The following is a 13,740-nucleotide window of genomic DNA, read 5'->3' as shown; positions in this document are numbered from 1 at the left end:
GATCAGGTTCAGCACCGGGCGGGCGGGAGCGGGCAGCGGGCCGCCGTCCAGGACCCGTACGGCTGCGGCGGCGGGGGTGCCCGCCAGTTCCCGCAGTGGGCGGTCGGGGGCGGTGACCGCCCGGTCGAAGAGAGCGAGCAGGCCTTCCTGGAATCCGATCACCTCGCTCTTCGTGTACAGGCCGGGGTTGGCGTCCACGGCAATGCGCAGGCCGGTGCCGTCGGAGCGGTCGTAGACGTTCACGGCCAGGTCGTCGACCGGTCCCGCGGACACGTTGTGGACGGTGCTGCGGTGGCCGGCGAACCGCAGGTCGTACGCGAACGGCATGATGTTCACGCCCGGCCCGGACAGCCGGCGCCGGCCGCCCACCAGTTTCAGGTCGCGCCGCAACTGCTCGTAGCGGTAACGCTGGTGGGGCAGTCCGGCGCGCAGTTCGCGGGAGACACGGGTCGCCAGGTCGCGCAGGGTGTCGTCGGGGGCGACGGGCACGCGCAGGGGCAGGATGTTGCGCACCATGCAGGGGACACGCAAGGAGACCGAGCCGAGGCGGCCCATCGCGGGCAGGCTCAGGACGATCTCCGGGGCGCCGGTAACCCCGTGCAGGTGAGCGGCAGTTGCCGCCAGCACCACCTCGGACCACGTCACCGACAGGTCGCGGGCGACCGTACGCAGGGTGGCGGACCAGTCGGCGTCGAGGTCGGTGACGTGGCGGTGGAACGTGCGGGCGGGCAGGGCGGAGCGACCGGCAGGGCTCGCCACCGGCGGGCGGTCGGCGTAGCGGTCGGTCCAGTACGCGCGGTCCTCGGTGTGGCGGGCGGACTCGCGGTGGGCCGACTCCTCGGCGCGGACGGACTCCAGGGTGCCGAAGCCACTGTCCGGAACGGGTTCTCCGGCCACGAGGGCCGTGTAGACCTGGGCCACGCGGCGGGCCACCAGCGAGAGGCCGTAGCCGTCGAGGGCGATGTGGTGGACTCGGTGGTACCAGAGGTACTGCTCCGGCCCGGTCCTGAGCAGGGCGTGGCCGAAGACCGGGCCGCGGGTGAGGTCGACGGGGCGGGCCATGTCCTGGTCCATCCAGGCCAGGGCCGCGGCGTGGGGATCGGGCTCGGCGGTGAGGTCGGCGATGTGGGTGCGCCACTCGCCAGCCGGGGTGTCGAGCTGCCAGGGGCGGCCGGTGTCGTCGGTGACGAAGGTGGCGTTGAGCGCCTCGGTCTCGGCGACGACGTGGTGCAGGGCGGTGTCGAGGACGACCGTGTCCACGGGACCGTCGATGCGTACGTATTCGGCGGTGTTGTAGGCGGGGCTGTCCGCGTCGAGCTGCTGGCCGGTCCAGATGCCTTCCTGGGCGGCCAGCAGTGGGTGGCGTGCGGTCATGGGGCCAACTCCCGCCGTGCGGAGAGGAGTTGCCACCACTGGGCGAACGAGGTGCACTCGGCGAGTTCGAGGAAGGTCACGTCCACGCCGGTCTCCCGCCACCGTTCCAGGAGGGTGGTGATGCGCAGGGAGTCCAGTCCCGCGGAGAGGGGGTGCTCTTCGAGGTCGATGTCGTCGGGTCGCTGGTACAGGAGCTCCGCCAGGTCCGCGCGGAAGCCGTCCAGTGTGAGGGAAGCGGTCATGTCGTCATCTCTCCGGTGGGAACCGTCAGTTGACCTTGCGTGCGCGGTCGGTCCAGAAGCGGTCGCGCAGTTCGCGGCGGAGGATCTTGCCGCTGGGGTTGCGCGGCACGCTGTCGATGAACTCGTAGCGGGCGGGCAGCTTGAAGGCCGCCAGTCGCGGGACGAGGTGGGTGTGCAGGTCCCGGGGGCTGGGCTCGTGGCCCGCGACCGGGACGACGAAGGCGTGCACGTACTCGCCCCACCGCTCGTCGGGGGCCCCGACGACGACCGCCTCGGCCACGCCGGGGTGGCCTTCCAGGACGTTCTCGATCTCGGCCGGGTAGACGTTCTCTCCGGCGACGAGTACGGCGTCCTTGATGCGGTCGCGGATGAAGACGTAGCCGTCCTCGTCGACGTGACCTGCGTCGCCGGTGTGGATCCAGCCGTCGACAAGGGTCTCCGCCGTCTTGTCGGGCAGCCCCCAGTACTCGACCATGCGGGCGGGGGTGTGCAGGCACACCTCGCCGACCTGGCCCGGCGGGAGTTCGCGGCCCTGGCCGTCGATCACCTTGGAGCGCACGCCGGGGTAGGGGTGGCCGGCGGCCTGCATGCGGGGGCCGCCGGGGACGTGGTCGGCGGGTGGCAGGCAGACGGCGGTGTTGCCGGTCTCGGTCAGACCGTAGATCTGGGCGAATTCGCAGTCCAGTACGGCGAGGCTCTCCTCCAGCAGCGCCTCGGAGATCGGGGAGCCGCCGTAGACGGTCTTGCGGAGTGTGCTGAAGTCCTCGGCGCCGACGCCGGGTTCGGTGAGCATCATGCGGAGCATGGCCGGGACGACACAGGCCGTGGTGATGCCGAGGTCGCGGATGAGGTCGACGGCCGGGCGGGCGGCGAAGGCGCGCATCGCGACGATCGTGGTGCCCGCGTTGAAGTTCTGGGTGGCCCACCACAGACCGCCGACGTGGAAGCCCGGAATGCCGACCAGGGCGATGTCGCCGGAGCGCCAGTCGATCCAGTCGAGTCCCTTGCTCGCCAGGGCGTCGCGGATCGCGAAGAAGCTGCGGTGCGCGAGCACGACGCCTTTCGGCAGGCCGGTGGTGCCGCTGGTGTAGAGCTGGGCGACGGGAGTGTCGGGGGTCGGGTCGAACTCCGTTTCGTGGAGGGGGTGTTGCTGACGCCACAGCTCCAACTCCCCCAGCGGTACGACCGTTTCGGGTGGCGCGGTCGGCATGCCCTCCACGACCGACCCGAACTCGTCCTCCAGGAAGAGGAGTCGGGTGCCGGAGTCCTGGAGGATGTGGCTGACCTCGGGTGCGGTGAGCCGCCAGTTGACGGGCACGAGCACGGTGCCGCTCTTGGCGCAGCCGAAGAGGATCTCGTAGTAGTGCTCGGACTCCTTGCCGAGGTACGCGACCCGGTCGCCCGGTGCGAGTCCGGCGGCCCGGAGGGCGTGGGCGATGCGGTTGCTCTCCCGGTGCAGATCGCCGTACGTCAGGCTGCGGTCCTCGCAGCGCACGGCGGGGGTGTCGGGTCGGCGCTCGGCGTGGAAGCGGGCGGTCTGGACGAGGGTGCGCAGTTCGGGCTGGTGGATCCGGTCGGCCGCCGGCGGCTGTGTCGCCGTGGACGTCTCCATGGGCAGTCCTTCGGTGTTCAGGGGATGTTGACGAAGGCGAGGGTCGCCTCGCCGTGGCTTCGGCCGCCGTCGGCGTCCCAGTAGCGGTACGACGTCTCGGCGTGCAGGAAGGGGCTGCTGTCGCCGGGGGCGCGCCGGGTGATGGAGTGGAAGGCCAACTCCCCTTGGAAGGAACGGGGGTTGACCGGGCGGCGGAAGGTGCCGGCGAAGCGGGCGATGAGGATGTCCGGGAGCTGGTGGCGCCAGAAGTCGTCCAGGGTCCAGGTCTCGAACCCGGTCAGGAGTCCTTCCCGCACGGACTTGGCGACCAGGTAATACATCATCTGGTTGTAGGCGATGTTGGCCTCGACCGAGTTCAGGTGTCCGGTGTTGTCGATGTAGCAGGATTCCGGTATCGCGAACTCGCAGTGGGCCGAGGCGAGTCCGGCTCCGGCGGTGACGAGGGCGCTCCGCAGGTATTTGCAGTGGGCCTTGTAGGGCACGAGCACGCGGGCCAGCAGTTCCTCGTCCGTGCGGTACGAGCACTGTGGCGGGGCGGTCCCGGTGCGGTCGGCGGTGGGCGCGCTCACGCGGCCCGGATCCCGTCGTGCAGCTTGCGGTCGTCGTGGACGGTGACGCGGTACGAGACGGTCGGCTCGGGGGTGGTGGTGTGGCGGGCGCGGTGGATGAGGCTGCGGTTGTCCCAGACCAGCAGGTCGCCCTTCTCGAAGCCCTGCAGGTGGATGTTGTCGTGCTCGAAGGTGTCGTCGAGCTGGCCCGTGGCGTCGAACAGGCGCTTGAGGAGTTCCTCGTCGAGCGGATTGCCGTCCGTGTCCTCGATGCCGACGGTGAAGCCCTCGCTGATGTAGAGGACGGTCTCGCCGGTGAGGGGGTGGGTGAAGGTGGTGGGCTGGCGGACGGCCGGGGTCTTGGTCTCGACCTCCTCGATGACCTCGGAGATCGGGCGGTAGACGTCGTGCGGGCGGATCTTGAAGTACTTGCGCACGGAGTGCCGGCAGAAGGTGCCGTCGATCTCCTCCTTCAGCTCGGCGGGCAGCTTCGCGTGGGCGCGGGCCATGTCGATGAAGTACGTGCCGCGGTTCTTCTCCGGGACGACCTGGGGGTAGATCAGCGTGATGCCGAAGGGGTCGGGCATGAACTGGTAGTCGGCGTGCCAGAACTTGCCGGTCTTCGGCACGCCTATCTGCCTGCCGTTCTCCGGGACGTTGGAGGAGACGAATATCTCCGGGACCTCCGGGTGCTGGTACATGGGCTCGTAGTACGTCTCGGGGCGGCCGAGGCGCGCGCCGAGCGCCAGGAACTGCTCGGGGGTCAGATCCTGGCCCTTCAGGACCGCGATCTTCTTCGTGTAGACGGTCCGCTTGAGCGTCTCGACGTCGGCGTCGGAGGCGGTGGCGTGGTCGAAGCCCTCGACGCTCGCGCCGAGGAACGTGCCGGGCTGGTCGGTGATCTTCACGTGAGGGTGCCCTTCGTGTGGGTGGTGTCGTGGCGGGGGCGGGGTGGTTCAGGCGGCCTGTCTGGCGTCGATCAGCGCCGCCGTGCCCGCGAGGGTGAGGGTGGGTCGCAGTTCGCTGTCGTGGACGGTGACGCCGAGGTCGCGCTCGATACGGATGCCGATCTCGACCATCGTCAGCGAGTCGACGTCGAGGTCAGCGAAGGTCGCCTCGGGCGTGAACCGGTCGGCCGGGGTGTCGTGGAGTCTCGCGAGGATCTCGACCAACTGGTCATAGGTGACAGTGCTCATGACGGGGCGTCAGCTCCTTTGCCGTACGGGACGAGGGGGTCGTGGGGGTGGGTGGGCGGCGGCAGTCGGGGCCAGGTCAGCAGGCAGGAGCCCCAGGTGAGTCCGCCGCCGAAGGCGGTGAGCAGGAGCCTGTCGCCGGGGCGGATCACGCGCCGGGCGGCGGCGTCGGCGAGGGCGAGCGGGATGGAGGCGGCACCGGTGTTGCCCACGGCGTCGATGTTGGCGACACAGCGTTCCCGGGGCAGGCCGAGGTCGTCGGCGACGGAGTGGAGGATGCGCAGGTTGGCCTGGTGGGGCACGAAGTGGTCGACGTCGTCGGTCTTCCAGCCGGCGCCGCTCAGAGTGGCGCGGGCGGAGGCGGCCATCCGGGTCACCGCGTGCCGGTAGACCTCGTTGCCGCGCATCGCGAAGTGCCGTTCCGCCCGGGTGGGTTCGCCGTCGACGGAGCGCCGTCGGGAGCCTCCGGCGGCGACCAGGATCAGGTCCTCGTGCGTGCCGTCGCTGCCGAGGTCGAAGTGGCCGACGGCTCCCGGTTCGTCGTTGTCCCCGGCGCGCAGGATGACGGCTCCGGCGCCGTCTCCGAAGATGATCGCGTTGGCCCGGTCCAACGGGTCCACGATGGTGGAGTAGGTGTCGGCGCCGATCAGCAGGACCCGCGCCGCTACGCCGGAGGCGATCAGCCCGGCCGCTGTGGCGAGGCCGTAGACGAATCCGGTGCACACCGCGCCGACGTCGAACGCCGCCGCCCGTTTCAGGCCGAGTCGCGCGGCGACCGCGGGTGCCGTGGCCGGGCAGGGGCGGTCGGGGGTGGTCGTGGTGACGATCACCGCGTCGACCGGATCCGTTCCCGTGGCATCCGTGCCGACCGGGTCGAACCCGGCGTTGCGCAGGGCCAGTCGTCCGGCCTCGACGGCCAGGTCCGAGGTGGCCTGGCCGGGCTCGGCGATGTGGCGACGGCGGATCCCGGTGCGGGTGCGGATCCAGGTGTCGTCGGTGTCCAGCCGTTCGGCGAGTTCGTCGTTGGTGACGACGCGGGGCGGCACCCAACCGGCCACTCCGCACAGGACGGCGGCCGGAGCGGACGGGCTGGAGGTGTGTTCGGGCACAGCGGTCCTCCTGAGTGTGCGGTGCGGTACGGGGATGACGGGCCGTCGGGCCCGGAGATGTCGAGGTGCGGACTCGGCCCTATCCGGCCGGAGCCGTTCTGCGCAGGGCGAAGGTCAGCAGCACTCCGCCGCCGATACCGGCTGCTATGGCGAACACGGCGATCCGGATCCCGCTCAACAGGGCTTCTTCCGGGGGGCCTTGTCCCGCGCCGCCCGCGAGCGCCACGAGCAGCGCGAGGCCCACCGCGCCGCCCACTTGAAGGCTCGTGGAGGCCAGCCCCGACGCCACGCCCTGGTCCTCGGGCGCGACCCCCGACGCGGCGACGATCCACATGCCGGTCCACGCGGCCCCCTGGCCGAGACCCAGCAGCACGATCCCGGGCAGCAGCAGCGGATACGAGCCCTCGCCGGTGAGGGCGAGTCCGAGCGCGACGGCTCCGGCCGCACCCAGGGCCATGCCGGCGATCAGCATGCGGCGCACACCGATCAGTGCCACCGCGCGTACGCCGATCTGGGTGCCGATCGCGGTCACCACGGCGGGGACGAGGAAGGCGAGGCCGGTCGCGAACGCGCTGTAGCCGCGGACGGTCTGGAAGTAGAGGGTCAGGAAGTACGGCAGTGAGCTGAAGGTGGCGCTGTAGAGCGCGGTGACCGCCATCGCTGCGGCCAGGCCGCGGTGGGCGAAAAGCCGGGCGGGGACGAGCGGGTCACGCGACCGGGTCTCGACGACGGCGAAGCAGGCCAGCAGGGTCAGCGAGAGACCGGCGCTCACCAGGGCGGGCGTGCTGGTCCAGCCCGCTTCGGGGGCGTGTACCAGCAGGAGGACCAGGAGGGTGATGCCGCCGGTCGCGGCGAGGGCGCCCGTCACGTCGAACCGCCGGGTGGCCGTACGCGGACCGTCCGCGGGGAACAGTGTCCGTCCCGCCCAGGCGATGCCCACCGCGACGGGGACGTTCACGAAGAACACCGACGGCCAGCCGAACGCTTCTACGAGCACACCGCCGAGCAGGGATCCGAAGCACAGGCCGCCGGCCCCCGCCGCGCCCCATACCGCCAGGGCGCGGTTCCGGGCGGGCCCTTCCTCGTAGATCGTGTTGATCAGGGAGAGGGTGGCCGGGAACAGCAGCGATCCGCCGATGCCCTGGACGGCCCGGACGGCGACGAGCGCTCCGGGATTGTCCGCGAACCCTCCCGCCAGGGAGGAGCCCGCATAGGTCAGCGCCGCCGCGACGAACGTCCGGCGGCGGCCGAGCAGGTCCGCGGCCCGACCGCCCAGCAGGAGGAAGCCGCCCGTCGTCACGACATAGGCGCTCACCACCCATTGCAGGTCATGGGCGGAGAAGCCGAGGCCCGCGCCTATCTCAGGAAGCGCCACATAGACGATGTTGTAGTCGAGCGCGATGACCAGCTGGGCCAGCGCCAGCACGAGCAGGGACAGCCGGGCGTGCATCAGTCGATCCCTCCTCGGAAATGAAGGCTTGAGAACAGCAATGAAGGTTTGCGAACATCGGTTTCCGGAATGTGCTACGCCCCCATCAGGCGCCTTATCTCCGTTATGAGAGCGACGAGAGCCTGCCGTTCGGGGAGCGTCGTCTCCGGGTGCCACAGGTCGATGAGCAAGCAGGTCCGCGGTCGGTTCCCGGCATTGCGCGCCTCGTGCTCGAAGGAGTAGTCGAAGAGCAGACAGCGGCCTTCCCGCCAGGTACGGGCCTGACCTGCCACGGTGATGCCGCACCCGTCCGGAATGTCGACGGCGAGGTGCAGGTTGATACTGAAGTTCCACAGATCGCAATGCGGGGTGATGGAAGCCCCGGGCAGCAGTGTGGAGAAATGGGATTCCAGTAGCGGACATATGGTCCCGGTGTCGACGGCGAACTCTTTGAGCACCCTGTACGCGGTGGGCACAGTGGCGGCCGATTCTTCGACCAGGTTTCCATTCCGGTAGAGGTACAGGGCCTGCCAGTTGTCCTGCCGGGTCAGGTAGTGCTCGTAGTCGGAGAACGCTTCACGGCTGGCCCTCCAGGCGGAGTTCAGTTCTTCTTTGACGGCCGAGTGGGCCGATTCCAGCGCTTCGACCACCGGTAGCAGTTCGGGATAGGCGTAGGGGTCATGCCACGGGGTCGCGGACAGTCCCGGAAGGATCCACTTGGCGCCCTTCTGGAGCGCGTGCCGTGGCACGACCCCGTCGGGCTCCAGCATCCGCTCGACGCGGGTGATCGCGTCCGCGCCGTGCGCGGTTCTGACCGCCGCGAAGGCGTCCTCGATCTCTGGCGTCACATGGGCCTCCTGACTGGTGTCGTGACCGGGCGCGTGGTCGAGCCGTCGCACTAGTAGTCGGGAGTAGGGCCGGCTGAGTTCCCGGGAATTTCCATGAACTCGGCTTCGGAGAAAGGGAGTTGGATCGCCTCCTGTGCTCTCGCCCACCTCAGTGGTCGGGCCGGCGCCTGCCAGGAGGCGCCGGCCTTCACGTCACGCGATCTGGACGGCCTCGGTCTCGGCTTCGCGCAGCAGGCGTTCCAGGGTGGTCCTCGCCCGGGCCACCCTGGAGCGGATCGTGCCGACGGGGCAGCCGGTGAAGCGTGCCGCCTCGTCGTACGACAGACCGACCACCTGGGTCAGTACGAACGCCTCACGGCGCTCGACGGGCAGCGTCTCCAGCAGGTCGAGGAGCGCGATGCCGTCCTCGAAACCAGGCAGGTCGCAGGGCTGGGCACGTTCCAGGGCCAGTTGCCAGTCGTGCGCGTCGGCGAGGCGTGGGCGGACCGCGGCCCGGCGGAAGCTGTCGGCCACCGCGCGGCGGGCGATGGACAGCAACCAGGTGCGGGCCGAGGCGCGCCCCTCGAAACCCGGCAGGCTGTCGAGGGCCCGTACGAACGTGTCCTGAGTCAGATCGTGCGCGGTCTGGGGGTCGCCGCTGAGATGGGCGACGTAGCGCAGTACGTCGCCGTGGAGCGCACGGACGAAGTACTCGGTCGCGTGGGGATCGCCGTTTCGGGCGGCCAGTGCCCAGGCGGTGGCGGAGGCGTCCGCCGCGGCACGCTCCGCCCGGTGGGGAGCGGGCAGCACAGAAGTGATCACGTGGTGTCCTTCTCGGGTCGTCCGGGGCCGACGTCCCGCGATGGGGCACGGCTCTCCGGCACATGGGGTGCGGCCGTACGCGATGGGTACGGCGATGCCCGGGGCCCGGCGCGCGCTCGTCGGACCGCACGAAGTGGTGTGCGGCCCTGGGAAGTTCCGTGCCGCGACGCGGCATGACGAAGTGCGGGAGAGCCCCCGGTGGATCCGGCTGTCTCAGATGACAGCGGCGCCCGTGGGCGGTCCCCGAGAGGTGATGGAGTAGCAGAGAAGGAAGCGGGCCAGGGACGACCGGTACTCGACGGTGCGGCGCCTGCGCACGGACGGACGGCCGGCCGGTACCGGCAGCGCCAGCAGCAACCGCAGGGGTGCGGCCAGCCGTGCTGCCGCCGCCCGCAGGACGCGGAAGACGGCGCGTTCGCCGTGGGCGAGCCACAGCCCGCACAGGACCGCGGCGACGAGGTGGGCGGCGAGCATGCCGAACGAGGCGCTGCCCGTCATGGTGTGCGCGTGCCCCATGTCGGCCGAGCCGCGAGCCATCTGTGCCATGCCGCTCATGTCCATGGCGTCCATGGACATGGAGCCCGAGGAACTCATGTCCGTGCCGCCCATGTCGGCCGACGCGGTACCGCTCCCGGGCATCAGGGTCTGGCCCAGGGAGAAGGTCTCGTGGAGCGCCGTCTGGGCGGCGACCACCACCGTGACGATCAGCCCGCGCCCGCGCTCACGGCCGGCCAGGAACCAGCCGGCCGTGCCGGTCGCGGCGGCACCGGCGCCCATGGTCCACCAAGGGACGGGAGCGCCGGACATCATCACGTGGCCGAGGGCGGCGAGCAGCACGCAGACGGCGGCGAACACACCCGCCCGCAGCGTGCGGCACCACCCTCCGACAGTCATAGCGCGCCCATCTTTGCACCCGACGTCCGATCCTCATCAGGGGGTACGGGCGCACACCGGGTCCTCGACTCACCGCGGATGCAGTGACTCATGTCACACGACAACTCCGGGAACTCGATGGCGGTTCGGGACGACTACTGGAGCGAGACGGTGCCGGGAGAGGGCGACGCCACCGGGGGCACGGGGTGCGGTGACCTGGCCCCGCGACCGCGTCCTCGCGCGGGTCGCCAGGCACGCAGCCGCAAGCTGTTGCACACCACCAGCACGGAGCCGGCGGACATCGCGGCGGCGGCGATCATGGGGTTGAGCAGCCCGACCATCGCGAGCGGCACGGTGACGACGTTGTAGCCGAAGGCCCACACCAGGTTGGCGCGGATCGTTCCGAGGGTGCGCCGGGCCAGCCGTACGGCGTCGGCGAGCGCCTCGATGTCCCCGCGCACCAGCGTCAGGTCGGCGGCCCCGATGGCCACGTCCGTGCCGGTGCCCATGGCGATGCCCAGGTCGGCGCAGGCGAGCGCGGCGGCGTCGTTCACGCCGTCACCGACGATCGCGACCCGGTAGCCCTCCTGCTGCAACTGCCGCACCAGAGCGGCCTTGTCCGCCGGAGAGCAACGGGCGTGCACGTCCTCGATGCCGAGGGCGTCGGCCACCGCCTGCGCGGGCGCCTCGCGGTCGCCGGTGGCGAGTACGGGCCGGATGCCGAGGCTCCGAAGCTGGTCTACGGCATGGTGACTACCGGGACGTACAAGGTCTCCGACGGCGATCAGCGCTTCGGCGCGGCCGTCGACGCGCACGAGGACGGCCGTGTGCGCGGCGTGCTCGGCCGTCGCCAGGGCCTCGGCCAGCACGTGGGGCAACTCGCCGTCGGGCACGACGACTTCGACCGTTCGGCCCTCCACCAGGCCCTTGACACCCTGCCCCGTTGTGGCCATGAAATCCCGCACCGGGGGCGGCGGTTCCTCTCCCCCCCGAGCGGCGCGCGTACGCGGCGATCGCCCGGCCGAGCGGATGCTCGGACCCCTGTTCCACCGCCCCGGCCAGCCGCAGCACCGCATCCTGCCCCAACTCGCCGGGCAGCGTGGTGACTTGGGCGACGCTCATGCGGCCTGAAGTCAGGTGCCAGTCTTGTCCAGCAGGACCGTGTCCAGGTGGCCAGACCCAGCGCGGACGGGCAGGCCACCACGAGGACGGCCACGCAGGCGGTGAGCGACGCCTGCGGGTCGGCGCCGGCTCCGAGCCAGAACCCGAGGACGGCCACCGCGATGCTCAGCACGACGGGTACGAAGACTCCGGCCACCGCGTCGGCCAACCGCTGTGCCCGGGCCTTGCCCGCCTGCGCGTCGGTGACCAGCCTTGTGATCCGAGCGAGTTGGGTGTCCTGCGAAGCACGGCAGTTGAAGCCCTTTCGCTCCAGTAGTCGGCAGGGCGAAGGGCCGAGTTCCGGTGCCCAGCCATGACGTAGGTCACAGGTTGCTTCATCCCGTGAGGCCGCCGAGTTCACCCAATGGCGGAAAACGGACCGAGCGCGGTGATCTTCTCGATCACCGCGCTCGCCATGGGGAGTCGGTCACGCCGGAACGGGGTCCGGCTCCTGTGACGGGGTGGTGGAGTCGGAGCGCGCGGGCTGGAGGAGACGTTCGGCGAGTGGAGCGAAGATCAGGCCGAGGGCCGTCCAGAGGACGAGTTGCGCGGCGACGGAGTAGAAGCGGAAATTGAAGAGCACGTCGGCCGGGAAGCCCGGGTAGACGATGGTGCCCTTCGAGTCCTTCAGCGGCAGCGGCGTCTCGGTGGCCTGGTTGCCGAAGTTGGCCTTGTTGTACGAGAGATGGCCGAGCTGCGGCAGGAGCAGCATGACGATCCCGATCGCGACGACGAACGCGGCACCGGCCAGGAGAGTGGCGTTCCAGTTGCCGAAGCGTGCCTGGAGCCGCTTGCCGAGGTAGACGGCGCCCGCGAGGAAGGCGACGGAGCACACGATCATGATCAGGTACAGGGCGCTGCGCTGCTGGATGGTCTCTTCGTGGCCGATCGCGGGCGGGTTGGCCGGGTATTTCAGGAACGGCACCAGGTACATGCCGAGGAAGCCGCCGCCGGCGACGAGAAGCGCCAGGTTGCGCGCCCGCAGACCGCCGGTGCGGCCGAGGCAGACGGTGTAGGCGACGGCGAACAGCGCGCCCATCGCCATACCGAAGAAGACCATGCCGACGCCGATGCCCACATTGGCTTGGATGGTGCGGCTGAACAGGTCGGGATCCGCGCCCTCGACGGGCAGCCCGGCGGCCTTGTCCAGGGCGTTCTGGGCGGCGTCACGACCGCTCTCGTAGTCGATCGCTTTCGCGATCTGTGGTTCGGCGAAGATCCGCGCGAACACGAAGGCGAGCAGGCCCGCGACTGCGCCGGCGAGCACGCCGCGCAGTATGAGCTTCTTTTCCATGTCGAGTTGTCCGTACGTCCAGGTGCCGGCGGAGGGTCAGTGGCAGGGGAAGCCGAGGAAGTGGCGGGCGTCGTGGACGAACTCGTGGACGTGCATGTCGTTCCCGAACACCGACACGGCGCCCTGGTCGACGCCGATGAAGTAGTAGACGGCCAGCGCGATCAGCGCGGTGCCGACCAGCCAGACGATCGACTTCGAGATCGGCAGGACAACCGGCGTGGACACCGGACGGGATGTGGAAATGCTGCTCAAGGTGAGCCCTCCTTCGGGATCGTGCGTCCCTTGCGTGTACGGGCGAGTGAGGGTTCAGTGTCTGACTCGCCCACCACCTTCCGGCGGCGGGCTCACAGTGGCGCGACCGTGCTGGAATTCCACCAGCTTCCTTATGCCTTCACTACAGGGGGAGAGTACGGCGGGTCGCTCCGGACCGTCAATCAGGCCTGTGCCGGGATGAGCGACCTGTGGGCGTCACACGGGTGGCGCATCCGCGTGGCGGCGCGGACGGCAGCCGCTTACTACTGGACAGGATCAGCTGGTTCATCGCGCTTCGGGGGGCGATAGCAGCATCAGCCTCTTCATGGAGCCGAGCATGACCACCCGCTCTTTCCCGCCCAGCCCGGACCAACCCGAAATACCTCACGGCAGCGCAGTCCACCCGCTCGCACTCTCCGACGGAGGGCCCGCCGACGGATCGCCGCCGACAACACGTCCGTCGCAGGAGGGTCCCGCGCAGCCCGGCCCCGAGGGTGAGTACGTCGATCCGATGCACAGCCTGGTGCATGCCGCCGTCGCCGACCGGCCCCTGGAAGAGGTCCTCCAGCTCATCACCTTGCTGGAGCAGTCACCGAAGTACGCGCAGGCCACCGTCGACGCCCTGCGGGCGATCGGTGTGGACCGGTCCGTGGAGGACGTGACGCGCCTGGTGACCCTGCTGACACAGCCACCACGCCATCCCGACTCCGCCGACGAGACGATCCGCGCGGCGGCCGAATCCCGGCCCGTGGAGGACGTCACCCGGCTGATGGCCCTGCTGCACCGGGCTCCGCTGGAGCCGCACTGCGGCGAGGAGGCGGTACGGGCCGCGGCCGGCAGGCCCGTCGAGGAACTCGTCCAGTTGATCGGCCGCCTGGCCGAGGAACAGGACACACCCGTCCAGGTCTCGGGAGCGGCGGCGAACCGGTCCACCGCTCCGGCCAGTGCCAGGTCGGAGGCGGCCGGGCAAGTCCCGCCAGGCACGCACAGGCCGGAGCAGCCGG

Annotated in this window: 13 protein-coding genes, 2 pseudogenes and 1 riboswitch; of the genes and pseudogenes, 1 reads left to right on the top strand and 14 read right to left on the bottom strand. The window is 70.4% G+C overall.

Annotated features, from left to right (window positions below):
- The 14 genes and pseudogenes from R6V09_RS29990 to R6V09_RS29925 form a co-directional block, all read right to left on the bottom strand.
- Positions 1 to 1,374, bottom strand: a 1,374-nt coding sequence (locus R6V09_RS29990) for a condensation domain-containing protein (protein ID WP_317884583.1), incomplete at its 3' end; no start/stop codon positions are given.
- Entirely contained in the window at positions 1,371 to 1,616 is a 246-nt protein-coding gene (locus R6V09_RS29985) for a phosphopantetheine-binding protein (protein WP_317884582.1), read from the bottom strand. The genes R6V09_RS29990 and R6V09_RS29985, both read right to left, overlap by 4 nt.
- Positions 1,617 to 1,641: 25 nt before the next feature.
- Entirely contained in the window at positions 1,642 to 3,228 is a 1,587-nt protein-coding gene (locus R6V09_RS29980; RefSeq protein WP_317884581.1) for a fatty acid--CoA ligase, read from the bottom strand.
- 17 nt (positions 3,229 to 3,245) lie between these two features.
- Entirely contained in the window at positions 3,246 to 3,797 is a 552-nt protein-coding gene (gene scoD / locus R6V09_RS29975) for a (2E)-enoyl-ACP glycyltransferase (protein ID WP_317884580.1), read from the bottom strand.
- Positions 3,794 to 4,684, bottom strand: coding sequence for a (3R)-3-[(carboxymethyl)amino]fatty acid oxygenase/decarboxylase (gene scoE, locus R6V09_RS29970; protein ID WP_317884579.1), 891 nt, complete (start codon positions 4,682 to 4,684; stop codon positions 3,794 to 3,796). Before scoE ends, scoD begins: the two co-directional genes overlap by 4 nt.
- 48 nt (positions 4,685 to 4,732) lie before the next feature.
- Positions 4,733 to 4,972 (bottom strand): acyl carrier protein, encoded by a 240-nt coding sequence (locus tag R6V09_RS29965; RefSeq protein ID WP_317884578.1) that lies wholly within the window; start codon positions 4,970 to 4,972, stop codon positions 4,733 to 4,735.
- Complete coding sequence (locus tag R6V09_RS29960; RefSeq protein WP_317884577.1) at positions 4,969 to 6,078, bottom strand: beta-ketoacyl-ACP synthase III; 1,110 nt, start codon at positions 6,076 to 6,078, stop codon at positions 4,969 to 4,971. The genes R6V09_RS29965 and R6V09_RS29960 overlap by 4 nt, the downstream gene beginning before the upstream one ends.
- A gap of 79 nt (positions 6,079 to 6,157) precedes the next feature.
- The gene (locus R6V09_RS29955) at positions 6,158 to 7,528 is read right to left on the bottom strand and encodes an MFS transporter (protein WP_317884576.1); all 1,371 of its coding nucleotides are present in this window, start codon (positions 7,526 to 7,528) and stop codon (positions 6,158 to 6,160) included.
- Between the two features lie 74 nt (positions 7,529 to 7,602).
- Positions 7,603 to 8,355, bottom strand: a complete 753-nt coding sequence (locus R6V09_RS29950) for an aspartyl/asparaginyl beta-hydroxylase domain-containing protein (RefSeq protein WP_317884575.1) — start codon at positions 8,353 to 8,355, stop codon at positions 7,603 to 7,605.
- A 192-nt stretch (positions 8,356 to 8,547) separates the two neighbouring features.
- Positions 8,548 to 9,156 (bottom strand): sigma-70 family RNA polymerase sigma factor, encoded by a 609-nt coding sequence (locus R6V09_RS29945; protein ID WP_317884574.1) that lies wholly within the window; start codon positions 9,154 to 9,156, stop codon positions 8,548 to 8,550.
- A 213-nt stretch (positions 9,157 to 9,369) separates the two neighbouring features.
- Complete coding sequence (locus R6V09_RS29940; RefSeq protein ID WP_317884573.1) at positions 9,370 to 10,050, bottom strand: hypothetical protein; 681 nt, start codon at positions 10,048 to 10,050, stop codon at positions 9,370 to 9,372.
- A gap of 134 nt (positions 10,051 to 10,184) precedes the next feature.
- Positions 10,185 to 11,428 (bottom strand): annotated as a pseudogene (locus R6V09_RS29935) (heavy metal translocating P-type ATPase); the annotation flags it as partial.
- 189 nt (positions 11,429 to 11,617) lie between these two features.
- Entirely contained in the window at positions 11,618 to 12,484 is an 867-nt protein-coding gene (locus tag R6V09_RS29930; protein ID WP_317884572.1) for a CbtA family protein, read from the bottom strand.
- Positions 12,485 to 12,520: 36 nt separating this feature from the next.
- The gene (locus tag R6V09_RS29925; RefSeq protein WP_381239240.1) at positions 12,521 to 12,736 is read right to left on the bottom strand and encodes a CbtB domain-containing protein; all 216 of its coding nucleotides are present in this window, start codon (positions 12,734 to 12,736) and stop codon (positions 12,521 to 12,523) included.
- Positions 12,737 to 12,793: 57 nt separating this feature from the next.
- Positions 12,794 to 12,867: riboswitch (cobalamin riboswitch) on the bottom strand.
- Positions 12,868 to 13,073: 206 nt separating this feature from the next.
- Here R6V09_RS29925 and R6V09_RS29920 point away from each other — a divergent pair.
- Positions 13,074 to 13,740: pseudogene (locus R6V09_RS29920) on the top strand (hypothetical protein); the annotation flags it as partial.

The organism is Streptomyces sp. W16 (genome assembly GCF_033194735.1).
In the GTDB taxonomy this organism is placed as follows: Bacteria; Actinomycetota; Actinomycetes; order Streptomycetales; family Streptomycetaceae; genus Streptomyces.
Note: the sequence above shows the minus strand (reverse complement) of the source record. Positions and strands in the feature narration are given on the sequence as shown.